At 43.0% G+C, this 21,963-nt stretch carries 22 protein-coding genes and 1 other annotated feature; of the genes, 7 read left to right on the top strand and 15 right to left on the bottom strand.

Annotation, left to right across the window (positions count from 1 at the left end; translation table 11 throughout):
• Nucleotides 1–48: 48 nt before the first annotated feature.
• From KHB02_RS08890 to safA, 7 genes are all read right to left on the bottom strand, one after another.
• Nucleotides 49–1,383: a polysaccharide biosynthesis protein gene (locus tag KHB02_RS08890; protein WP_213146557.1), complete on the bottom strand. Its 1,335-nt coding sequence runs from the start codon at nt 1,381–1,383 to the stop codon at nt 49–51.
• A gap of 120 nt (nt 1,384–1,503) precedes the next feature.
• A complete protein-coding gene (locus KHB02_RS08885; protein WP_213146556.1) occupies nt 1,504–2,136 on the bottom strand; it encodes a response regulator in 633 nt (210 codons plus the stop codon).
• Nucleotides 2,129–3,178 carry a sensor histidine kinase gene (locus tag KHB02_RS08880; protein WP_213146555.1) on the bottom strand — a complete coding sequence of 350 codons (1,050 nt, stop codon included), beginning with the start codon at nt 3,176–3,178 and terminating at the stop codon, nt 2,129–2,131. The genes KHB02_RS08885 and KHB02_RS08880 overlap by 8 nt, the downstream gene beginning before the upstream one ends.
• Complete coding sequence (gene liaF / locus KHB02_RS08875) at nt 3,175–3,909, bottom strand: cell wall-active antibiotics response protein LiaF (protein ID WP_213146554.1); 735 nt, start codon at nt 3,907–3,909, stop codon at nt 3,175–3,177. The genes KHB02_RS08880 and liaF overlap by 4 nt, the downstream gene beginning before the upstream one ends.
• An 82-nt stretch (nt 3,910–3,991) precedes the next feature.
• Nucleotides 3,992–4,639, bottom strand: coding sequence for a PspA/IM30 family protein (locus KHB02_RS08870; RefSeq protein WP_213146553.1), 648 nt, complete (start codon nt 4,637–4,639; stop codon nt 3,992–3,994).
• Nucleotides 4,640–4,659: 20 nt separating this feature from the next.
• Nucleotides 4,660–5,007 (bottom strand): lmo0954 family membrane protein, encoded by a 348-nt coding sequence (locus KHB02_RS08865; RefSeq protein WP_213146552.1) that lies wholly within the window; start codon nt 5,005–5,007, stop codon nt 4,660–4,662.
• A 277-nt stretch (nt 5,008–5,284) separates the two neighbouring features.
• Nucleotides 5,285–5,896, bottom strand: a complete 612-nt coding sequence (gene safA, locus KHB02_RS08860) for a SafA/ExsA family spore coat assembly protein (protein WP_213146551.1) — start codon at nt 5,894–5,896, stop codon at nt 5,285–5,287.
• 109 nt (nt 5,897–6,005) lie between these two features.
• Between safA and KHB02_RS08855 the strand changes: the two genes are divergently transcribed.
• The 3 genes from KHB02_RS08855 (at nt 6,006) to KHB02_RS08845 (ending at nt 8,248) form a co-directional block, all read left to right on the top strand.
• Nucleotides 6,006–6,386 (top strand): DUF1360 domain-containing protein, encoded by a 381-nt coding sequence (locus KHB02_RS08855; protein ID WP_213146550.1) that lies wholly within the window; start codon nt 6,006–6,008, stop codon nt 6,384–6,386.
• A gap of 55 nt (nt 6,387–6,441) precedes the next feature.
• Nucleotides 6,442–6,603, top strand: a complete 162-nt coding sequence (locus KHB02_RS08850; protein WP_213146549.1) for a hypothetical protein — start codon at nt 6,442–6,444, stop codon at nt 6,601–6,603.
• 115 nt (nt 6,604–6,718) lie between these two features.
• Entirely contained in the window at nt 6,719–8,248 is a 1,530-nt protein-coding gene (locus KHB02_RS08845) for an FAD-dependent oxidoreductase (RefSeq protein ID WP_213146548.1), read from the top strand.
• Nucleotides 8,249–8,503: 255 nt separating this feature from the next.
• Here KHB02_RS08845 and KHB02_RS08840 read toward each other — a convergent pair whose 3' ends face one another.
• The 4 genes from KHB02_RS08840 to KHB02_RS30015 form a co-directional block, all read right to left on the bottom strand.
• Nucleotides 8,504–8,644, bottom strand: coding sequence for a hypothetical protein (locus KHB02_RS08840; protein WP_213118169.1), 141 nt, complete (start codon nt 8,642–8,644; stop codon nt 8,504–8,506).
• A gap of 56 nt (nt 8,645–8,700) precedes the next feature.
• On the bottom strand, nt 8,701–10,170 hold the full coding sequence (locus KHB02_RS08835) for an amidase family protein (RefSeq protein ID WP_213146759.1): 1,470 nt from the start codon (nt 10,168–10,170) through the stop codon (nt 8,701–8,703).
• Between the two features lie 97 nt (nt 10,171–10,267).
• Entirely contained in the window at nt 10,268–11,407 is a 1,140-nt protein-coding gene (locus KHB02_RS08830) for a DEAD/DEAH box helicase (protein WP_213146547.1), read from the bottom strand.
• Between the two features lie 81 nt (nt 11,408–11,488).
• The gene (locus KHB02_RS30015) at nt 11,489–11,788 is read right to left on the bottom strand and encodes a DUF5658 family protein (protein ID WP_213146546.1); all 300 of its coding nucleotides are present in this window, start codon (nt 11,786–11,788) and stop codon (nt 11,489–11,491) included.
• 320 nt (nt 11,789–12,108) lie between these two features.
• Between KHB02_RS30015 and KHB02_RS08825 the strand changes: the two genes are divergently transcribed.
• Nucleotides 12,109–12,708: a copper resistance CopC family protein gene (locus KHB02_RS08825; protein ID WP_213146545.1), complete on the top strand. Its 600-nt coding sequence runs from the start codon at nt 12,109–12,111 to the stop codon at nt 12,706–12,708.
• On the top strand, nt 12,708–13,796 hold the full coding sequence (locus KHB02_RS08820; protein WP_213146544.1) for a copper resistance D family protein: 1,089 nt from the start codon (nt 12,708–12,710) through the stop codon (nt 13,794–13,796). Before KHB02_RS08825 ends, KHB02_RS08820 begins: the two co-directional genes overlap by 1 nt.
• Before the next feature lie 50 nt (nt 13,797–13,846).
• Here KHB02_RS08820 and KHB02_RS08815 read toward each other — a convergent pair whose 3' ends face one another.
• From KHB02_RS08815 to KHB02_RS08800, 4 genes are all read right to left on the bottom strand, one after another.
• Nucleotides 13,847–15,730 (bottom strand): AMP-dependent synthetase/ligase, encoded by a 1,884-nt coding sequence (locus tag KHB02_RS08815; RefSeq protein ID WP_213146543.1) that lies wholly within the window; start codon nt 15,728–15,730, stop codon nt 13,847–13,849.
• Between the two features lie 63 nt (nt 15,731–15,793).
• A complete protein-coding gene (locus KHB02_RS08810) occupies nt 15,794–16,159 on the bottom strand; it encodes an SCP2 sterol-binding domain-containing protein (RefSeq protein ID WP_213146542.1) in 366 nt (121 codons plus the stop codon).
• 312 nt (nt 16,160–16,471) lie between these two features.
• Nucleotides 16,472–17,074: a TetR/AcrR family transcriptional regulator gene (locus KHB02_RS08805; RefSeq protein WP_213146541.1), complete on the bottom strand. Its 603-nt coding sequence runs from the start codon at nt 17,072–17,074 to the stop codon at nt 16,472–16,474.
• A gap of 107 nt (nt 17,075–17,181) precedes the next feature.
• A complete protein-coding gene (locus tag KHB02_RS08800) occupies nt 17,182–18,198 on the bottom strand; it encodes a 4Fe-4S binding protein (RefSeq protein WP_213146540.1) in 1,017 nt (338 codons plus the stop codon).
• A 206-nt stretch (nt 18,199–18,404) separates the two neighbouring features.
• Nucleotides 18,405–18,650, top strand: a binding site (T-box leader).
• Nucleotides 18,651–18,707: 57 nt separating this feature from the next.
• Between KHB02_RS08800 and brnQ the strand changes: the two genes are divergently transcribed.
• Together brnQ and KHB02_RS08790 are read left to right on the top strand one after the other, a co-directional pair.
• On the top strand, nt 18,708–20,048 hold the full coding sequence (gene brnQ / locus KHB02_RS08795) for a branched-chain amino acid transport system II carrier protein (protein ID WP_213146539.1): 1,341 nt from the start codon (nt 18,708–18,710) through the stop codon (nt 20,046–20,048).
• Nucleotides 20,049–20,206: 158 nt separating this feature from the next.
• Nucleotides 20,207–21,859 carry a glutamine--tRNA ligase/YqeY domain fusion protein gene (locus KHB02_RS08790; protein ID WP_213146538.1) on the top strand — a complete coding sequence of 551 codons (1,653 nt, stop codon included), beginning with the start codon at nt 20,207–20,209 and terminating at the stop codon, nt 21,857–21,859.
• Nucleotides 21,860–21,963: the final 104 nt, after the last annotated feature.

Here is a 21,963-nt window from a genome sequence, read left to right as displayed (position 1 = left end):
TTTATCTATAAAATATTATTCAATTTAGCGTTTTTAAAGTACTTTTGTCTAGTGTTCCATTGTTTTTGGAACAGTCCCCTTCATAAAAAAGGTAAGTCCAATTTTTTTGCAAACAGTAGCATAATGCATCAAGAACAATAACACTGAGCCTGTATTCATGCCAATAATGACTCCATTCATTCTCCACTCATACATCGAGCCAAGCCAAAGAATCAGAGCGAAGCCAATGACCGTCGACCAAATAATATGGAAAAACGCCTCTTTAATCATATCAAGTCCAATCATAAACGCCTGAAGCGGCATGATGAAGTAATGGAATAAGAAAAACGGCCAGAGCAGCTGAAGATAAATAGCCGATGTTTCTGATTTAAAAAATAATGAAGTTAACTCGGGTGCAAAAAAGTAAAAAATCGTAACTGCCGCAATACCGTAGAAGAAGGTAAGGACCATTACCTGCTGAAGCATCTTTCTAAGCGATGGGTAATCCCGATCGGAATGGGTTTTTGAGACGGCCGGAATAAGTACGATCAGCAAGGAGTGGGCTATAAACGCCGGGAAAAAGCCGATCGACATCGCCACTCCCATCAGCATCCCAAACTGTTCAGTTGCCGCTGTGTGAGTAAGGCCGGCATGGACTAGGGCAGCTTTGATAATGAAGGGCTGGATGGCACCCGTAAAAGCCGAAAACAAGCGCATGCTAGTGGTTGGAATAGAGACCGCCATTAAATTTTTCCTGACAAGCTTGCGATTGAGATTAGAAAACGGCTGGCGTTTCACGTGGTGATATTGAATCATGAACATGTAAATTAAATAAAGAAAGACGACAACTTCACTGCCAATCAGCGTCCCAAGGGCCACTAGCAAGGAGGTCTCAGCGTTAAATTCAAAAAAGCGGAACAGCGCAAACAAAAGCCCAAGCTGGACGGCTTTCCTGAGGAAATTAGAAATCGCAATCTTTCCCATTTGCTGCTTGCCCATAAAATAGCCTCTGGCAACAGAGGTAAAGGAAATCACCGGTATTAAGAGGAGCACAAGCCACCTGATGTATGGATGGTAGGTATCAAATACCGGGATAAACGGTATCAGCGCGGTTCCTGCCAGCAATAAGATACTTGTGAAGACAATTGTAAGTGTTATCGCATGATAGAGGATATTCCGATGATATCGTTCTTCTCTTTCCGCGACAAATTTCGAAATTGAGACAGGCAATTCAAAACTCGAAAGCAAGACAATGAGAAAAACGGTCGGAAGAATAGACATATACAGCCCGAGACCATGGGAGCCTAATTCCCGTGCCAGGATCATATTAACCAAAACTTCAATTCCTTCACCTAAAAAAGCGGTTGCCGCCAAAAAGAAAATACCCTTGTAGTAAACAGCCATTTTGGATTCCCCTTTATCAATCTCACTTTTATAAACTTATGAGACAAGTTCTCGGATTAGTAGGGGATTTTTCGGTGCATGCAAAAAAGACTTCCCAAACACGGGAAGTCTTTGAAAGATCTATTGAATCAACGAATGCTTAAATGCATAAATAACCGCCTGGGTGCGGTCCTGGACATTGAGTTTGCTTAAAATGTTGCTGACGTGCGTTTTGACCGTTTTCAAAGCGATAAAAAGTTCATCGGCAATTTCCTGATTGGTCTTGCCCTGGGCCATCAAAAGCAAAATTTCCAGTTCGCGGCTGGTTAGGTCCTCATGGGGCAGGTGCTGGCTTTTTTGGCGCATTTTCACCATCATTTTTCCGGTTACTTCCGGTTCGAGAACGGTTTGGCCCTGGTAAGTGGCACGAACAGCATTAGCGATTTCACTCGCTTTTGAAGTTTTCAACATATAGCTTGTTGCCCCAGCCTCCAACGCCGGGTACACTTTTTCATCATCCAAGAAGCTGGTCACGATAATGATCCTGGCTTCCGGCCACTGTTCGATAATTTGCCGTGTCGCTTCAATTCCATCCATTTCCTTCATGACCAAATCCATTAAAATGATATCCGGGCGCAGCTGCAACGCCAGCTCTACTCCAGTTTTTCCATTATCCGCCTCGCCTACAACCTCAATATCAGGCTGTGCTGAAAGATAAGCGGACACCCCGATTCTAACCATTTCATGATCATCGACAAAGACTACTCTAATCATCCGCACCCTCTCCATTACTCATCACCGGGACCTTCACTTCAAGCCTCGTCCCCTTATTTTTCATACTGACAACCTTTAAGGTACCTCCAACTTCCAGCGCCCTCTCATGCATATTCTGCATTCCATAAGAGCCGGCTTTCGCAGACTCAACCTCAAAACCAAGCCCATCATCGACAACCCGCATAATAATCAGATGGTCCCTCTTGATTAACAGCACTTCCAGTTTTTTTGCCTTCGCATGCCGCAATGTGTTGGAAACCGATTCCTGAAGAATCCGGAAAAGATGATCCTCGACGCCCTTATCAAGCGGAAATTCCTCTACCTTCCACTCAATATCCATTGTTACCTTTTGCCTTAATTCGAGCAGCAGCTCCTCAATTCCTTCCTGGAGCGATTTGTTCTTTAAGGCAATCGGACGCAGATGGAGAAGGAGTGCCCGCATCTCAAGCTGGGATTGATGAATCATTTCTTCCACCATTTTTAACTGTTTTGACTCAAAGGATTCCGCGGATACTTCCCTCGTCTCATTGATGGCTGACATCATCATCGAGGCTGCAAAGAGCTGCTGGCTGACGGAGTCGTGTAGTTCTCGTGCTAACCGATTCCGCTCCTGTTCAATTATTTCCTGGATGCGCGCTTCCTGGTCCTCCACCTTTTCTGTAGCAAGCCGCTGCGAAAGCTTTGCCTGTTCCGCCAGCTGTTTGCCGATTTTTTCAATTCGGCCGGCAATCGCCTGCATTTCTGCCACCGGCTGCTTGCCGGTTACATCCGTATGCCTTCCCTCCTCCAATTGATGGAGGGAGTGTTCAATACTGTGAAACTGTCTTCTCCAAAAAAGACCCGTCACAGCACCAAGCAGAATTCCGCCAGCAATACTGAAAGCGGGAACAAAAATGGCAATCGGAATATCCATGAAATTTCTCGTCCATAATTCTGACCAGTCTTTCAAAGGAAAAACTATCGTAAAAACGGCAGTAATCATAATCGCCAAACCTAAGGCAAAACTGATACTCCACATAATCTGTCGGCCTGTTGCACTCATATCCGGCTCACCTCTAAATTCCCGACGATGAGCGAAGTAAAGATTTTTACCTTGTGCTCGGCCTCTTCATAACCTGGTGTTTTTAATTGAAAAATCTGGTTAAACATTTTTGCTCCATGATGATCAAATACCGTTGAGGAACCGACCAGGCAGGAATGCTGGACACTGACGTCCACCTCATACGGGACGAGAATCTGCACATTCCCAATCAGGTTTCGGATAAATATGACCGTTTCCCCTTTTGGCAGCATCGTATAGCTAAGGTCAATGATTGTGTCGCCGATACCGGCCTGGATATTGATATCATTCCATTCATAAACACCGACCGGCGTTTTTTGCTGGCCCAACAAGATATTCTCAAATAATGGCTTTGTTTGAATGAGCATTTCTTCTTTAGACGTTTTTTCCGTTTCGATAATTTGCAGGTCAATCTTATTGGGATTCTTTTTCGAGGTTATAAATTGTATAAAAAAGTGCAGTAAGATTGCTAATAGAAAGAATTTAAAAGTCATCATGTTTAAGACGCTGATGACAAAGAAAATGATTCCGCCGATGAAAAGCAGTTTGCCAAGCTTTTTACCAGACCTTTTACGGCCCAAATAAACCATACCGCCTGCGATAAATAAAGAGAAAATGAGCCCGCTGTTGAAAAATAATATTTCTAAAAGCAATATGACCACGCCGACAAGCATCAGCCAGCCTAGATAGTCATTTTTTACATTTTTAAACATCGGTTCACCTCTCCTCTTGTTTTATGTATAGTCAAAAGGCGTAGGACCCTACGCCTTCTTTCATAAGAATACCATGTTTTGGTTAAGAAATGGACTTGCTTTCTTCCAATTTTATGTTTTTTTCTAGTTCGGCAACCCTTGCGTCAATCGTGCTGCGGTAATAAGAGCTGTTCACCTTATGCTCAAGGCCATCAAGATAGTTCTCAATTTCCTTGAAGCGGGAGAAAGCTTTATCCGAATAGGTATTGGAGTCTAACACCTGATTCATGCGCTGGTTAGCACGCGTGACGTTCTCACGGCCCATTAGTTCCATCCGGCGAAGTTGCATGTCTTTCAGCTTATGCTTCATTTCTTCATATTTTCTTTCCAATTCCCCAAGCTGACCTTTTACCTGGTCAAGTGAGGCACTTAGGCGCTCGACACGGGCAGCATATTGCTGGAATTCGCTTTGAGCAAATTGATATAACTCTTCTTCTCCGGCTTTCGCTGCCACTTCTGCTTGATACTTTCTTTTCGCGGCCATTTCCGAAGCCTGTTGGAGTTCTTTTGTAAATTCATCCCGCAGGCGGTACTGGCGCTCGACCAGTTTTCTTACCTTTTCAGTTTCCTGCTCGCTTTCACGAAGATATTGATTTAGCAGGGCAATCGGGTTTTTGTTTTCCTTTTGGTCAAGTGCTTCATGTAAATCGGCTAAAACAGTGTTTTTAATTCTTGTAAATAAGTTGGTCATGATCATACTCTCCTTTAATATTAGTTTTTGTTTAGATCGTTCCATTGTTTTTCAAAATTAACGAATGGATCGGATTCTTCCTTAAACTTGATGGTTTTGTTTTGATTCCATTTTTTGTAGATGATATATAGCACATATGCTGCAACAGCACCGATGATGGCAGGTACATTATGGAAAGCTGCCATCAGGACGATGAATCCGATAATCCCAAGACCTATTTTTGCCCAGATGGAATCTGCTTTTAAAAATTGCTTTGCTATGAAGTAAAGAAGCACCAGGCTGACCACTAATCCTACCATTGGACCGATAGTGGAAAGTAACACCACTGCGGCGATACCCCCCGCAACCAATAAACCAAACTTTTTCATTTTGTTGTTCACTCCCTTTCTTTATCTTGATTTCATCTTACCTTTTTCTCATGGTTTCCATAATTGCGCTAGAGCTTGATTTTTAGATAGGTCTGGAGTCTTAGAAAGAGTCGGCCCGAAGAAACATAAAGAAAACTCGCCGATTGGCGAGCCCCAAAGGGCGAAGACAGAGGCGTAGTTGCACTTATGCGTTAAGAAAGTATAAATTTGATAAAATTTATACTTTCTTATTAGCCAAAAAAGGCCAGTTTCCTACGAAACCGACCCTTTTTCCATGTTATTTAGATATAAACATTTGCACCCAATAATGTCCGTATGAACCGCCCTTTGCGTAACCGACGCCAATATAGGTATTGGAGCTTAAAATGTTCGCGCGGTGTCCGGAGCTGTTCATCCATGACTGTACCACAGATGCCGGTGTTGTCTGCCCTGCAGCAATATTTTCGGCAGCAGTACGATAGGAAATTCCAAAGTTCTTCATCATTGTAAACGGACTGCCATAGGTAGGGCTTGTATGGCTAAAATAACCTTTGTCCCGCATATCCATCGCCTTGTAGCGAGCAACCCTCGACAGCTCCCAATCCGGTGTCATCGGCTTCAAGCCGTTTTTGGCACGCTCTTGGTTGGTCAGCTGAATGACTTGGTTTTCGATGGATTTAGCTCCACCTAAATCCGGAATCGTCACCTTTTGACCTGGATAAATAAGGGCCGGATTTTTAAATTGAGGATTCGCAGAGATAATTTCTGAAAGCCCAACCTGATACCTGACAGCAATTTTCCACATCGAGTCTCCCGGCTGAACCGTATAGATCTGCTGGGCAAACGACACGCTTGGGATACAAAATAGAGCTAGCAAAAACAAGAAACTAAACCATAGAGATTTTTTCATTTTACACCTCCTCCGAATATAGAATTTTGATTTCAGGCTCAAAATATACAGGGAAGGATAAATATAATTTAAAGCCGATGCTACGAGGCTTGTGGAGGACTAAAAACGAGTGAAAGACATTTCCTGGATGACTTATATTATGTTAATTTTGGCGAGCTATCGTTTTACCCATTTAATTGTTTTTGATAAAATTACCGAATCGATTCGCAGGCCATTTATGAAAAAAGTAGAAGTAAAAACGGAGAACGGGGAGGTACATACCAAAGAGGTCCCAAAATCCCTGTTTGGTTACTTATTAAAGTGTTATTGGTGTGCCGGTGTCTGGAGTGCGATTATTCTGGGAGGCTCCTATTTGATTTTTCCCAAAATAACTTTAGTTTTTATTTTTATTTTTTCCATTGCCGGAGGCCAATCCATTATTGAGACGTTTGTCGGCGTCAATATTAAAAAAGTTGATTATTATTCAGAGCTAAAGAAAAAGGATAATTAGCAAGATTATTTCCCCTAGCGCATATATTTTTAAAAAGATTTTAAGGGGGAATATTGTGGGTGTCTGGTGGGTTACGACAATTGGCGTGGTGATTTGTCTTGGTCTTGCAGGTGGTGTATTGGTTCACTTTTTAAGAAGTGCCTTAGATATCGAAGACTCAACCCGTATAGATAAAATCGACAGCAATAACGAAACCCAATTTACAGACAAGTCTTAAATGGTGATATTCGCACGGACCCTGTTTACGCAGGGTTCTTTTTTATTTAGCTTACATTGATTTTTCATTTTAGGAAAAATTAAACAAGAGATTATTTTGGTAATGGAGGGTATTTATGAGTTCTAATAAAATTCCAAGATTCCCAAAGCCTTATTGGCGGGAAATCGAATTGCCTTCTTTTGAAGCCTTAAATGAAGATTTGTCTGTTGATGTGGCTGTGGTCGGCGCTGGAATTACGGGTATCACCGCCGCCTATTTATTGACACAGGAAGGGCTGAAGGTGGCAATTTTGGAGGCCGGCACTGTGCTAAATGGCACAACAGGGCATACAACTGCTAAATTAACAGCACAGCATGACATTATTTATGATGAATTGATTAGTCATTTTGGCGAGGAAAAGGCCCGACAATATTACGAATCGAACCTTTCGGCTATTGAGTTCGTCGAACGGCTCGTAAATGAGAAAGGAATTGACTGTGATTTCAGCAAAGAAGATGCCTATGTGTATGTCACTACAGAGCAGTCGAAAAAGAAGCTAGGAACCGAATCAGAGGCCTACCAGCGCTTGGGGATTCCTAGCACGTTAAAGGATACAATTCCTTTCAATATTCAGATAACAGGAGCTTTGGCCATGCATAACCAGGCCCAGTATCACCCGTTGAAATTTTTGCGGGCACTTTTGGATGAAGCTGTGAAGGCCGGCTGTCAGGTTTATGAACATACGACGGCTTGGGATATTGAGGATGCGGAAGGTTCCCAGCCTGTGGTGGTAACCAAAGGCGGCAATCGTGTATCGTGCAAGCATGTGATCATGGCTTCGCATTTTCCTTTTTACGATAAACCGGGGCTATATTTTGCAAGAATGTATGCGAGCAGATCCTACGCCATTGGAATCAAGCCAGCTAAAGAGTATCCCGGCGGCATGTATATCAGCGCCGACGACCCGCCCCGCTCCATCCGTTATACGCCTATAGATGGGGAAAAGTTGATTATTGTGGGCGGTGAGAAGCATAAAACTGGCCAGGGCGAAGACACTATGAAGCATTTTGAAGCTTTGGAGGCCTTTGCTGAAGAGGTATTTGGGATCAAGGAATATGCCTACCGCTGGTCCGCGCAGGATTTGATTACCTTGGACAAGGTTCCATATATCGGCCCGATTACGGAAGACCGGTTGAATGTTTTGCTGGCGACCGGATTTAAGAAGTGGGGCATGACGACAGGTATTTTTGCCGGTCATCTGCTGCGGGATTATGTATTGGGCCGGGACAATCCTTATAAAGACCTGTATTCTCCGCACCGGTTCAATGCTGACCCTGAATTAAAAAATGTCATCACAACGAATTTGGATGTGGCCAAACACCTTATTAAAGGGAAAATTGAATTTGTTCCGAAGGATGCAGATGAGTTGGTTGCTGGTGAGGGCTGTTCCGTCATGTTTAACGGAAAAAGAGCCGGCGGCTACAAGGATGATGACGGCAAGCTTTTTGTGGTAGACACAACCTGCACCCATCTCGGCTGCGAATGTGAGTGGAACCATGCCGAAAAGACTTGGGACTGCCCATGCCACGGTTCCCGCTATTCCTTTAAAGGCGAAGTGATTGAAGGTCCGGCCAAGGAAGGGTTGGAATTGCTGTCGGAAGGGTGAAATTAGGTCGAAGAGGTGCGGATTAGGACCTGGGTTGTGGGTAACGACCTTTGTTGACCAATATTTAAAGGACACCCAGTTGGATATCTACAAATTCTTAGCGGTTATCTACAATTTTTTATGGATATCTACAAATTCTTAGCGGTTATCTACAAAAATTCAAAGATATCTACAAATTTCCAGTGGATATCTACAATTCGACTTTTCTCCTAAAAAACGCCTCCCAGTCGCTCAAGGGAGGCGTTTTTATCTCAATTATCTAGGGTTCCCGTGCGGACGGTTCTGTTTTAAAGCTTCGCCAGTTTCAAATTCAACCAATTCAGAGCTTGTTTTCATGGCTTTCTTGCGGTTGTTATTACGCTGGGCATTCGCGTTGCCGAGTTTCGTTCTACCCACACTAATCAGCTCCTTTTTTAAAAAGTCATTGATAGTATGAGTGAAAACAAAATGACTTATTCTAAACTTAAAACAGGTGCTTTTCTTAATTTTGTCAGCTGTTCGAATGCATAGGCCGCCTCAATCAAAGCCGGTTCGCTGTAGGCGGTTCCGGCAAACGTGATCCCCACCGGCTCACCACTAACAGTAAACCCAGCTGGCACAGCGATGGATGGATAACCCGCTTTGGCGCTGATGTGCGACCCTTCATCGCCTGGAAAAACAATTGCATCCAACCGATATTTTTCCAAAGCATAATCAATTCCTTGCTCTGTCGAATGAAATAAGTCGAATTCCAACGCATCCACATAAGCAGACTCTGTTAAAGATCCGCTTGTCCGTTCAGACTCAAGCAGCACTGCCTGGCCATATTTCAGCATTCGCTCTTCATCCACTTTGTTAAACGCAATCAAGTCGCGCAAGCTGCGAACTGTAATGGATGGGTGTAAACCATTCAAATAGGCATTCAGGTCTGGCTTAAATTCATAGGTTAACACATCATATTTCCATTCCGCTTTGGCGCAAGGAATTTCAATTTTCTCCACGACTTCCGCACCAGACGATTTCAAAGCCTCCACCGCTGCCTGAAAGACTTCTTGCTTTTCCTTCATTAAAAGCTCAAGGAACCCATCAACAGCGATGCCAATTCTTTTACCTGCCAGACCGTCCTTAAGAAGACTTTTTAAAAAATCGACCCCGGCCAGCGGATTCGTCAGCGTAATTGGGTCTGCCTCATCTCTGCCGCATAAGGCGCCCAGGAGAATCGCAGCATCTTCGACCGTTCTTGCCATCGGTCCTGCTGTATCCTGAGTATGTGCAATCGGAATAACCCCGCGCCGGCTAATCAAACCGACTGTCGGTTTAATGCCGACTAGTGAATTTTGACAGGATGGATTTAAAATTGATCCAGAAGTTTCCGTCCCAACCGCAGCTGCCGCGAAATTGGCAGCCACAGCAGCACCCGAGCCCGAACTCGACCCGCCGACATCAAATTTGCCTGGGCCATACGGATTTAATACCTGACCGCCGCGCGAGCTATAGCCGCTTTTCATTCCATACGCCATGAAGTTGGCCCACTCCGTCATATTTGTTTTTCCGAGAATAATCGCACCGGCCTTGCGTAATTGCTCGGCTACATAGGAGTCCTTCATAGCAATAGAATCCTTTAAAGCTAGCGACCCGGCACTGGTATGCATTTTGTCATGAGTGTCAATATTGTCCTTTATTAAAATCGGAACGCCATGCAGCGGACTGCGCGGCCCCCTCACTTTTCGTTCTACATCAAGTGCCTCCGCTATCTGTAAAGCATCTGGATTTATTTCCAGAACCGAATGAATCTCCTTATCATAAACTGAAATCCGTTTTAAATATAACAGGACCAATTCCTTGGATGTAAGCTCGCCGCTTTCTAATTTTTCTTGAATTTCACTAATGGTGACTTCCTCAAGCCATTCTTCAAAAAACTTTTTTAATTTTGGACTTTGCATCACGTTTCCCCTCCAATTTCACCTCTTATTTATTCAAGAAAGTTACCTAAAATCCTTTTCCATTATGAAAAAAAGGCTGTGGAAAATCCACAACCCTCTAACGCCGCAGCGTCTGCTGCTCCGCCACGATTTGCCCTCTATAGAAAATTCTTTTTTCAACCGACACTTTTAATTCCCGGCCATACTGTTTTAATTCCCGCTCTTCCCGGTCTGTTACCAGTGAGATGACCATGCCATCCGCTCCCATCCTTCCGGTTCTGCCGGCGCGGTGGATATACTGGGTAATATCTTTTGGCATGTCAATCTGGACAACATGAGTGACCCCCTGAATATCCAGTCCTCGTGCCGCCACATCGGTAGCAACCAGCATGTTCAGCTTTCCATCACGGAACGCTTTCAGGATCGCCTGACGGTCTAGCTTTTTCATTTCACTATGTAATATTCCAACTGAAAGGTCTTTAAAATCGAACTTTTCCTTCATCACCTGGAGTTCGCCGATATCATTGATAAAGGCAAGCGACTTGCTGCCTTCAAGGCGGGCTATTTTTTCAAGCAATTCTATTTTGTCACGGCGTTCGCTGACAAAATAAACATGCTCAACTTCTCCACCGGCTGAAGCCGTATCATTCCGAGAAACTCGTATAAATTCTGGCTCTTTTGCTAATTCCCTAGCAGTCTTTTCGACTGCAGGCGACAGTGTGGCAGAAAACAACACGACTTGCCGGTCGGCCATCGTGGATTTCACAATAGTTTGCACTGTGCCCAAATGCTCATGAATAAGCAGCTGGTCGCCTTCGTCTAGGACAATCATTTTAACCTCGTGCATTTTCACTTTTTTCTGCTTAATCAATTCGAGCAGCCTTCCTGGCGTGGCAAAGATGACATGCGGGCGCTTTTTTAATTTTTCAAGCTGGCGTTTCAGGTTGGCCCCGCCGATAATCGATGTGCCCCTGATGCCGCTGCCTTCCGACCACTTTTGGAATTCTTGAAAAATCTGCATCACCAGCTCCTGGGAGGAAGCCAGTACAACCCCTTGAAGAGACTGTGCATCGGCATCTATTTGATTGAGCAATGGCAGTAAATAGGCTAGAGTTTTTCCGGTTCCCGTGGGCGATTCGGCAATCACATCTTTTCCCTCTAGAATTAATGGAACAGCCTGTTCTTGAACGACGGTGGCAGTTTGAAATCCAGACTTTTCCCATGCCTCTTGTAAAAATGGCTTTAAATTATTTAACATGTTGTACTCCCTTTTCTAAATCATTTTTCATGTTGTATTTGATACTAACGCAATTAGTTGCAAGTGTCTAGTTGGCAAAGGTTAGGCTGAAGTATTGAAATAGAGGAGAATCCATACCATATGGAAAATTAGCACAGAAAAATAAAGAACACAAGCGGAAATTAAAAGGGTGCGAACCCTTCCCTTTAAGGGATTAAGATAATATAAACCAATTAACATAATGGGAAGGAAAACTTTAATCAGGTAAAAATACTCCCAGCCTTTTTCAATGACCGCCTTTATCAGAGGATTTCCCTCCTCCACGACTCCTAAAGATATTCCGAAATGTGTCAAAAGCGCATCCAACGCCCCTGCACCCAACAAGAAAAAACAAAGCCTCACATTAGCCCACCTTTCACTATACAGTCTTTCTACAAAGTAATGTGCCGATACGTGATATATAAAGGCAAAGATAAATTTATTATAACAGATAAACGAACATTTCGTTCTTGAAATAGAACACCGTATCGAAAAAATGTAAGATCGGCAAATTTTGCAAAAGGTAACAAGGAGCCGATCCTTCAGTAAAGGGAATTCATTTCTAAGCAATCCTACAGATAATTTGACATGTTTGTGAACAATGCTTTCAAAATAATATTCATGGGAAGAAAAATGATAGAATGAACAACAAGGAAGTTTACAATATAATGGAGTTGAAAATAATGATAAAAAAAATCTCCTTTATGGTATCTATGTTGTTTTTTCTATTAGGAACCAATGTATTTGCACACTCCCATTTGGAAGATTCCTCTCCGAAAAATGGCGAGGTGGTAACACAGGAGCTTAAAGAAATTACCCTTACCTTTGAAACAAAATTAGAACAGACCAGCACCTTTACAATGAAAAGTCAAAACGGTACTGAAGTCCCTCTGTCACAGGTTACTGTTGATGGCAATAAATTAGTGGGAACGCCAACGGATAAATTAGAAAACGGCGGATATACTGTACATTGGAAGATTATCGGAATTGACGGCCATTTATTAGAAGGCGATATTCCATTTACGGTGCAGTTGCCTGAGGTTCAAAAAGCTGCTGCTTCAACAGAAGGCACTTCTACTGAGCAAGCATCAACGGAAAAGGCAGACAAACCTGCCGATACTGCAGCAAAAGAACAGAAAGCAAAGAGTGCCGCTGTTATGGCCAAGAATGTTGAGACAGACCAACCGACCTTTAAAAACTATGTGATCCCTGCCTCAGTCGGCCTCTTGATTGTCGTCGGTGCGGGAAGTTACTGGTTACTATATAGAAGGAAGCGTGCTTAATGTTCATAGCGAATGTCCTTAGTGAAGCCTTACTTTATTTGTGCTTTTCCATATTGTTAGGAAGTTTTATTGTACAGCTTGTTCCGGAAACGGCACTCCCTCAAATAAAAATCTCAAAAGGTCTATTGCTGACAGCAACTCTCGGAGTTGCTTTTCTTTCGTTTGTTCCGGTTTTAAAAATCATTTTGTATTTGTATAAGGACCTAGGGTTAGGGATGACCGTTAAATCCGTGCTTCTCAACTTTGAGGTTGGGAAGTCTTGGGTTCGTACTGCTGTGATCAGCTTTATTCTGTTGATTTTTTTATTACCTATCCGCCTTGAGAAAAAGCGAATCTTTTCTTTTATAGGGCTTATCTTTACCATCATTTTAATAAATGTGCGAGGCTCAGCGAGTCATGCCAGCTCCATTGCGGGATGGCAGGGTTATTTCACCCATTCGACCCATTTTCTTGCCGTTTGCACATGGATAGGAATTCTTGTTACGGTCGGCTGGTTTTCAAAAAATCATGATAATTGGCCGCGGTTCTTAAAGTGGTTTACCCCTGTGGCAGGGGCTTGTATAGTCTTGATTGCCCTGACAGGATTTGACCTGATGAGCTATACGATGAATGAAGGCGACTATGTCAATTCGTGGTCCTTATCTTGGGGACAGGCGCTTTTGCTTAAACATTTAGCCATTGCTCCACTTTTGGCATTTGCTTTTATTAACAGCATCCTGATTCGGAAAAAACTATCAAGTGACGCGGCATTTAATCCGCTTCCTTGGGTGCGGCTTGAAAGTGTTGTCGTGTTACTGATCTTTTCAATGACGGGGGCACTTGGCCAGGAATCGCCGCCGCATAATATCCAAACAACACTTTCTGAGTCTGGATACTCACCGCTCTATACCTTTTTTCATGATGGCAAGGTTACATTTCCGCTGCATTTTTCACCAGGTCTCATGTCAGTTGGGCTTTTCATATTAGCATTCATTTTTTTGGGAATGATCGTCTTAACCTTTACCAAAAAGGCGCCAAAAATGATGTCCATTATCATGAGTATCCTATTTATCCTTGCTGGATATTTAGCTTTAATGCTGGCTGTTTAAAAGCCAAAATAAAATGAGCGTGAACCTCTGAATGTGGTTCACGCTTTTTTTTAATGGCCACCGCTTCGCTCATGGCTTACTGATAAGCCAACTGCCGCCTCATTAGCGGCAATCCGCATATCCATAAAGCTTTCCTCCGCGTAGGCATGTTCGATAACGTCCTTGTATTTTTTCTGAATTTCCGGCAGGCGGACCTTTAAAGACGGGGTCAGTTCACCATCATCAACTGTCCACTCCTTACCAATAATGACAACCTTTTTTGGCTGTTCATACTTGGCAAACTTTTTCGTAAATTTGGCCACTTCCTTTAATAACAAGTGCTGCACTTCCGGCTCCCTTAACAGCTGCTCGATATTTCCGGAAAGCCCTTTCTTTTCTGCCCATGGCAAAAGATTCTCCAGGCTTGGGGTGATTAAGGCAATGACATACTTTTTGTCCTGGCCAACAAGAACTGCATTAGATATATAAATACTTTGAGTCATCGTATTTTCAACTGGCTGCGGGGCGACATTCTTTCCGGTTGTCAGGACAATAATCCGCTTTTTCCGGTCGACAATTTTTAAATAGCCTTCCTCATCGATACTGCCGATGTCCCCGGTTTTAAACCAGCCATCTTCGAATACCTCTGCGGTCGCTTCTTCATTCTTGTAATAACCCTTCATAACACTTGGACCTTTGACCAATACCTCACCATCCGGAGCAATTTTAATCTCCAAATTCGGAAGCGGTTTGCCAACAGTCCCTACCTTGGAACGGGCCATCGGATTTGTACAGACGACAGGCGCCGTTTCCGTCAGACCGTAGCCTTCAAGTGCTGGAATATCGACAGCCCAGAAGAACTTGCCGATTTCTGGATTTAAAGCACCTCCTCCAGAAATAAGCCCTCTTACTCTGCCTCCAAGCTTAGCTTTAACCTTGTTGTAGACAAGGGCATTGGCAATCTTCCAGCTGCGCTTGATTTCTTTAGGCAGGAAGCCTTTTTTCATGAAATCATCAAAGCTTTTGCTTAAATAATGCTCGTATTTTTTCAAACCCACTCCAATTGCCCATTTAAATATTTTCTTCCGTAATGGCGTACCGGATTCGACCATTCTCTGGGCAGTTGCATAGACTCGTTCAAACAGGAGCGGTACGCTGACTAACACAGTTGGCTTGACCTCCAAAAGGTTTTCTTGAACCTTATCGATTCCTTCTGCATAAGCGATGGTCGACCCGACTGATAATGGCATAAATTGGCCGGCCATCCGCTCGAACACATGTGAGAGCGGCAAATGGGAAAGCATCACATCGGATGGCCTTGCTTCAAGGACCCAGAATTGGACACCTTCAATATTAGCCAGGATATTGCCGTGTGACAGCATCGCACCTTTCGGGTTGCCTGTTGTTCCTGACGTGTGGATAATCGTGGCGAGGTCGTCCCTGGTCAATTCATCCCAAATTGATTCCCAATTATCTAACGGGTTTACAGAACCAAGTTGGGCCAAATGCTGCAGTGATAGAAGGGTGTCTGTTTCGGTGAAGTTCGTAGGTGTGAAGATAAGCGCCGTTTTCATGGGAACGCTCCCATTTCGAGGCACTTTTTTTAAATAGTTTTCATCTTGAACAAAAATAAAGGTGCAATCAGCATTATTTAATATATACTCGACCTGGTCATTTGGAAGCGTTGAGTGGATGGGCACGCTGACAGCTCCTAGACTTAAAATGGCCAAATCAGCTACCGGCCAGTAGGGGTTATTTTCTGATAATATTGCAATCTTATCATTTCGTTTTACACCAAGATGGGCAAGGCCTGCTGCCACCTGTTTCACTTTTTCCCAAAAGGTAAAATAGCTGATTCCATGCCATTTCCCATTCTGCTTCCATAAAAATGCATCCTTATCAGCGTAGCGGCGGGCAGTGCGGGCAACGACTTCCACTAGATTATTCGCCTTCATTGGCAACCTCCTATCAAATTTAGATTTTAAAGAAAACCCGGTAAATTACCGGGCCGCTTAATCTTACAAACTGTCTTTTACGTTATATTGACGAAGAATGCTTTCAATCTTTAAGGCCTTACCCATATCCCCTTTAATTTTCAGCTTGCCGGTCATGAATGCCATCGTGCCGTTTAATTTGCCGAGCATGAATTGGTGGAAACTTTTCAAAGACATAATCAAAGTACAGTCCGCTGGTGTTACAGAGCCTTCCTTGACCGCTGACTTGCCATCTTGGAATTGAAGCTGGTATGTGCCGCCATCATCGCCGGTTATGTCAAATTGATAGGTTGCTTGGAGGCCTTCAATCGGACCGGAATTCCCATTTAATGTTTCCTCAATTTTTTTCATTAAATCTGCTAAAGAATATTCTTCAATTGTTTTTGACATGATTAATCCCTCCTAAAATAGATATAAAGTATTAGCGGTCCGGAAGCATTATTAGTATCATATTCTTCTCCGCCCAGAAGGTTCTGTTCTGTTCTGTGTCAAAGCAGTCTTTACATATCATCGTTATATTTAAAAGAAAATGATCCACTTTTCCTCCTTTGAATGGATAGTGCTGAATTTTCAGATATTTTTATGATACCAATACGTACTCGTATTGTGCAAGCGAAAAATTTCGATACTTTTCGACATCCCCCCTATGAATATGTTGTTTTCCTCTGTATTCGGGCAAGAATGCAAAAAAAAAAGCACCCGTTAATTGGTTAAATTAACGAATGCTGCGATAACTATTCGATTTAGAAGCCGGGCTAAATCATCATAATGGTAAGGACTGTCATCTTTTCCTTTATAGTTTTGTACGACTACTTCATTTATAGCTCCAATCATGGCCTGGGATACGACATGTAGTTCTGTCTCGGAAGCAGTTTCAGGAAGGTAGCCTCGGACTGTTTGAAACATCAGCTGCGCAAATCGGCGGTGGGCCTCACTTCTAGCCATCTCGACGTCTTGGGAAACACCGACTGACTCCACCAGCATTAAATTGGCCACTTTTACATCAGTAAAACAAATCTCGATATAGCGGCGGATACCAACGTACGCCTTATAAGCTGTCCGGGTTTCTTTGTCAATGGCCAGGCTTACCTCTTGAAGTATTTCGGTTGCCACCACGTCAAAGAGGCTGGCCAATAATTCTTCCTTGCTGTTGAAATGCTGGTAAAAGGTTGTTTTTGAGACTCTTGCCATCTCGACAATATCAAGAACTGAGGTGTTTTTATACCCCTCATTGGTAAATAGAACTAGTGAGGAATAAAGGATTTTTTCCTTTGCTTCCTTTGGCATTTCCGTAACAAAAAGCATCAATAAATCAGTCCAATCTATTTAATACCTGTTCATATGAGTTGTCTTAATTTTAAAAGATATTTTTCTATTTAACAAGAAACAGTTTTTCAAAAAAGACGGGCCTTTTAGTGGCCAACATAGTTCGCATCCGGAATCAATTGCTGCCATTCTTTATAGGTAATAATCGTATCCCAGTGACCGGTTAGTTTTGCGACAACGACAACTATGAAAAACAATGCAAGAAAGCCAACAGGAATGAACCATTTATTTACCTTTTTGTTCACTACGGTCATGTTCAATGTATCTTTAATTGGGCAAGCCTCCACACAGGACATGCAGGCATTGCAATTTGGCGAAGCGACAACCTTTTTGGTATGAACCTTGATTCTTTGCGGACAAACCTTTGTACACATTTCACAGTTCGTACAGGTATCTTCATTACGGCGCACCTTTGTAATTCTGAACAGGGAGCCAAGGCCGATCATTGCTCCATATGGGCACAGGAAGCGGCACCAGAAGTTTCTGAAGAATAAGGACAGGACAAAAATCACTAAGATAACCTTCAAAGCAAAACCGCCGATGTTTAAAAAGAACAGCAGCATTTTTACATCAGAAATTTTATTATACGGTTCATCTAAAAATGCCTTTGCCTCAAACGTCGGCATCGCAAGAATCATACTGATGAAAAAGTACAGGAGCAAATATTTTAACGGAGTTAAAATCCAACTCAGCCAAGTTGGTATCTCAAAATTCTTTTTAAAAAGCTTTCGTCCAAACCAAGCAGTTATTTCACTGACGGTTCCAACCGGACAGAACCAACTGCAAAACGATTTGCGAAAGATAAGCCCCGAACCGATAAAAAAGGCAAATAAGACAAGTCCGGCCGGGTGAATCATATCAAATTCGCCGCTTGTCAGCCAAACCTTCAACGCTACCAAGGCGCTGATTGGAAGAAACCCCTCGACTGCCGATGGACGCTCAACAAAAGGCTTTTCCCCAAGCGTTTCAAAGTGCATATAAAACTGATAGAATCTTAGTCCAACGTATAACAAAAATAACAGAAAAATTGCTTGAACAGCATATCGAGTTATTTGAACAGGCTTTCGTTTCAACTGTTTCCTATACCAGGCTTTTGACTTCATAAAGTTCCCTCCGTTCCTCATATCTTAACTATAAGGAACAGGAAAATATGGATATGTGATTTTAATCATCGCATTTAGGTAATTCATAAAGCTGTCAAATTAGCGACTAAATTCCGTCAAATAATTTTTTTTAAAAAAAGTACTTGAAATATTATTGAAGTATAATATAATCAATCTATAAAATTTATTTCGACTTTTTAGAAACTTCAAAATCGATGACGAGAAGAGTAGCTTGTAATTCTTAGACTTTAGAGAGCCGGCGGGTGGTGAAAGCCGGTGTCAGGACGCAAGTGAAAATCATCTCCGAGATGCAGGGCTGAAAAACCAAGTAAGCTCTGCCGGACCGCCTGCCGTTACAATAGGACACGTATGATGGTACGTTGATCGAGAGCCGCAACTGTTTTTTTGTGTTGCGGAAGTAGGGTGGTAACGCGAGCATGCTCGTCCCTATCCATAGGGACGGGCTTTTTGTATTGTTTTTAGAAAATCGTCAAAAGGGAGAGAGAGTTATGAAAAAGAAAGACACACTATTTGTTGGACTCATGCTATTTTCAATGTTTTTTGGTGCAGGCAACCTCATTTTCCCACCCTTTTTGGGAATGGGCGCAGGAACGTCCTTCTGGCCGGCGATTACCGGGTTTGTTGTAACAGCGGTTGGATTGCCTTTACTTGTTTTGGTTGCAATTTCCCTTGTAAAGGACGGCGCTAATACTTTGGGGAACCGCGTTCATCCATGGTTCGGGACCATTTTTACAATTGTTGTCTATTTATCAATCGGACCATTCTTCGGGGTTCCACGCAACGCCAACGTCGCTTTTGAAATGGGCTTCAAGCCGTTTTTGGGAAATGTATCTGTCAGCCCGACCGTTCTATTGTTCGGTTTTACAGCAGTATTCTTTTTACTTGTTTATTTATTAAGCTTAAATCCATCAAAAGTGGTCGATTATATGGGCCGCATTATCACACCAGCATTATTATTATCAATTGTTGTTTTATGTGTATTAGGATTTTCAAAACTTGATAAACCGCTTCAGGCCCCGTCTGAAACTTATCAAACAGCATCCCTTTTCAAAGGCTTTATCGATGGTTATTCCACCATGGATGCCTTAGCAGCACTAGCGTTTGGAATTGTTATTTTAACTGCGTTGAAACAAAAAGGTGTAACTGAGAAGAAACAATTAACAGCTTACACTCTTAAAACGGGGATCGTTGCTGGTGTGGCACTGGCGCTTGTGTATGTCGCCATCGGATTCCTTGGTGCAAAAATGGCGGCTTACGGAACATTTGATAACGGTACAGCATTGTTATCGAATGCTTCTACTATTATCTTAGGTAGCAGCGGCAAGGTTCTGCTTGGTCTAATTTTTACACTCGCTTGCTTTACAACCTGTGTCGGCTTGACAATCGCTTGCGGTCAATATTTTTCAAAAATACTGCCAAAGCTAAGCTACCGTTTTGTCGTAACTGCTGTAACGATTCTTAGTTTCTTGATTGCTAACCTAGGCTTGAACCAAATTATCGCCGTTTCTGTTCCATTCCTTGTAATGGCATACCCATTAACAATCGTTCTTGTCGTACTGGCATTCTGCCATCGCTTCTTCGGCGGTTCCCATAAGGTATACGCAGGAGCCATGCTGCTGACTGGACTTGTCAGCCTGTATGACGGCTTAAAAATGTTTGGTCTTGAGTCGAGCGTTCTAAACCATTTAATGAGCAATCTTCCATTTGCCTCTGTTGGTTTAGGCTGGGTTGTTCCAGCTTTGGCCGGGGGTTTGGCCGGGGTTGTTTTGGAAAAATTAAGTCGTTCATCCTCTTCGAATGAGGAATTACAATTAGAAAAAGCTTCTTAATTAAAAAGTAGATGCCAGCGGGCCTTAGATCCGCCGGCATCTTTTTTTCGTTAACCTTCTTTATACCTGTTTTTCGGATGAAATGATGGGAACAATGGAAAAATATCAGTATTTATGTTATGAATAATAAGTAGATACGATGAAAGAGGTTGAAAAGGATGGATAATCAAACATCTAACTTTATTAAGGATATAATGATAAAAGATTTGGAATCAGGCAAGCACGACAAAATCGTGACCCGCTTCCCGCCTGAGCCAAACGGCTATTTACATATTGGCCATGCCAAATCCATCATCTTAAATTTTGGCTTGGCGGATGATTTTAACGGACTGACTAACTTGCGCTTTGATGACACGAATCCATTAAAAGAAGATATTGAATATGTAAACTCTATCAAAGAGGACGTCAAATGGCTCGGCTTTGAATGGGACGACTTATTATTTGCCTCCAACTATTTTGAGGAAATGTACAACCGCGCTGTCCTGCTAATCAAAAAAGGGCTTGCTTACGTTGATGACTTAAGTGCAGATGAAATTCGTGAATACCGAGGAACACTGACTGAGCCTGGTAAGGAAAGCCCGTATCGGGACCGTTCCATCGAAGAGAATCTTGACTTATTTGAACGGATGCGTGCTGGTGAGTTTAGTAACGGTGAAAAGGTGTTACGTGCGAAAATCGATATGGCTTCGCCAAATATTAACCTGCGCGACCCGGTTATTTACCGCATTTCTCACGCCACACATCATAATACTGGCGATAAATGGTGTATCTATCCGATGTATGCATTCGCTCATCCGCTCGAGGATGCGATTGAAGGAGTTACCCACTCTATCTGTACGATTGAATTCGAGGATCAGCGTCCACTTTATAATTGGGTTGTTGAACAATGTGAGATGGAGAACACACCGCAGCAAATCGAATTTGGCCGCTTGAATTTAACCAATACCGTAATGAGCAAGCGGAAGCTGAAGCAGCTAGTTGATGAAGGGTTTGTTGATGGCTGGGATGACCCACGTATGCCGACCATTTCCGGAATGCGCAGAAGAGGCTTCACCCCTGAGTCTATCCGGGCGTTTGTTCGTGAAACGGCTGTTACCAAAAATAATGCTACAGTTGATGTGGAAATGCTCGAGCACTTCGTCCGCGAGGATTTAAAATTAAAGGCGCCGCGGACAATGGGTATTATTAATCCATTAAAAGTGGTCATCACCAACTATCCAGAGGGACAAATTGAGCTTTTGGATGCGGAAATCAACCCGGAAAATCCGGATATGGGGATGCGGAAAATTCCATTCTCCCGTGAGATTTACATTGAGCAGGATGATTTTATGGAAAACCCGCCAGCAAAGTACTTCCGCCTCTTCCCTGGCAATGAGGTCCGTCTGAAGCATGCGTATTTCATTAAATGCGAGGAAATTGTCAAGGATGCAGATGGCAAAGTGGTTGAACTGCGCTGCACCTATGATCCTGAAACAAAGAGCGGTACGGGCTTTACTGGCCGAAAAGTAAAAGGAACTATTCACTGGGTCGAAGCGGCACATGCCGTTCCTGCTGAGTTCCGTCTTTACGAGCCGCTGATTTTAGACGAGACAGAGGAAGATGAAGGCGCGACTTTCCTTGATAAAGTGAATCCAAATTCGCTGGAAGTGCACCAAGGCTATGTTGAGCCAAACATGAAGGAATGCCAGCCGCATGACAAATTCCAATTTTTCCGGCATGGTTATTTCAATGTTGATCCTAAGGATACCGCGTATGGTGAAAAGCTTGTGTTTAATAGGATTGTTTCCTTGAAGAGTTCGTTTAAACTTTAACAATAAAGAGGCTGCCCCGCTTTTCGGGGCGGCCTTTTATATCATTCTGATTATTTAATTCGCTGATATAAACGGACGATTCGCTGATATAACGAAAAATCCGC

Source organism: Neobacillus citreus, assembly GCF_018343545.2.
Taxonomy (GTDB): domain Bacteria; phylum Bacillota; class Bacilli; order Bacillales; family Cytobacillaceae; genus Neobacillus; species Neobacillus citreus.
Note: the sequence above shows the minus strand (reverse complement) of the source record. Positions and strands in the feature narration are given on the sequence as shown.

Coding starts and splice junctions, on each gene's coding strand:
- KHB02_RS08890 (WP_213146557.1), bottom strand. CDS start 1,383: ATGGCTGTTTACTACAAGGGTATTTTCTTTTTGGCGGCAACCGCTTTT.
- KHB02_RS08885 (WP_213146556.1), bottom strand. CDS start 2,136: ATGATTAGAGTAGTCTTTGTCGATGATCATGAAATGGTTAGAATCGGG.
- KHB02_RS08880 (WP_213146555.1), bottom strand. CDS start 3,178: ATGAGTGCAACAGGCCGACAGATTATGTGGAGTATCAGTTTTGCCTTA.
- liaF (WP_213146554.1), bottom strand. CDS start 3,909: ATGTTTAAAAATGTAAAAAATGACTATCTAGGCTGGCTGATGCTTGTC.
- KHB02_RS08870 (WP_213146553.1), bottom strand. CDS start 4,639: ATGACCAACTTATTTACAAGAATTAAAAACACTGTTTTAGCCGATTTA.
- KHB02_RS08865 (WP_213146552.1), bottom strand. CDS start 5,007: ATGAAAAAGTTTGGTTTATTGGTTGCGGGGGGTATCGCCGCAGTGGTG.
- safA (WP_213146551.1), bottom strand. CDS start 5,896: ATGAAAAAATCTCTATGGTTTAGTTTCTTGTTTTTGCTAGCTCTATTT.
- KHB02_RS08845 (WP_213146548.1), top strand. CDS start 6,719: ATGAGTTCTAATAAAATTCCAAGATTCCCAAAGCCTTATTGGCGGGAA.
- KHB02_RS08835 (WP_213146759.1), bottom strand. CDS start 10,170: ATGCAAAGTCCAAAATTAAAAAAGTTTTTTGAAGAATGGCTTGAGGAA.
- KHB02_RS08830 (WP_213146547.1), bottom strand. CDS start 11,407: ATGTTAAATAATTTAAAGCCATTTTTACAAGAGGCATGGGAAAAGTCT.
- KHB02_RS08825 (WP_213146545.1), top strand. CDS start 12,109: ATGATAAAAAAAATCTCCTTTATGGTATCTATGTTGTTTTTTCTATTA.
- KHB02_RS08820 (WP_213146544.1), top strand. CDS start 12,708: ATGTTCATAGCGAATGTCCTTAGTGAAGCCTTACTTTATTTGTGCTTT.
- KHB02_RS08815 (WP_213146543.1), bottom strand. CDS start 15,730: ATGAAGGCGAATAATCTAGTGGAAGTCGTTGCCCGCACTGCCCGCCGC.
- KHB02_RS08810 (WP_213146542.1), bottom strand. CDS start 16,159: ATGTCAAAAACAATTGAAGAATATTCTTTAGCAGATTTAATGAAAAAA.
- KHB02_RS08805 (WP_213146541.1), bottom strand. CDS start 17,074: ATGCTTTTTGTTACGGAAATGCCAAAGGAAGCAAAGGAAAAAATCCTT.
- KHB02_RS08800 (WP_213146540.1), bottom strand. CDS start 18,198: ATGAAGTCAAAAGCCTGGTATAGGAAACAGTTGAAACGAAAGCCTGTT.
- brnQ (WP_213146539.1), top strand. CDS start 18,708: ATGAAAAAGAAAGACACACTATTTGTTGGACTCATGCTATTTTCAATG.
- KHB02_RS08790 (WP_213146538.1), top strand. CDS start 20,207: ATGGATAATCAAACATCTAACTTTATTAAGGATATAATGATAAAAGAT.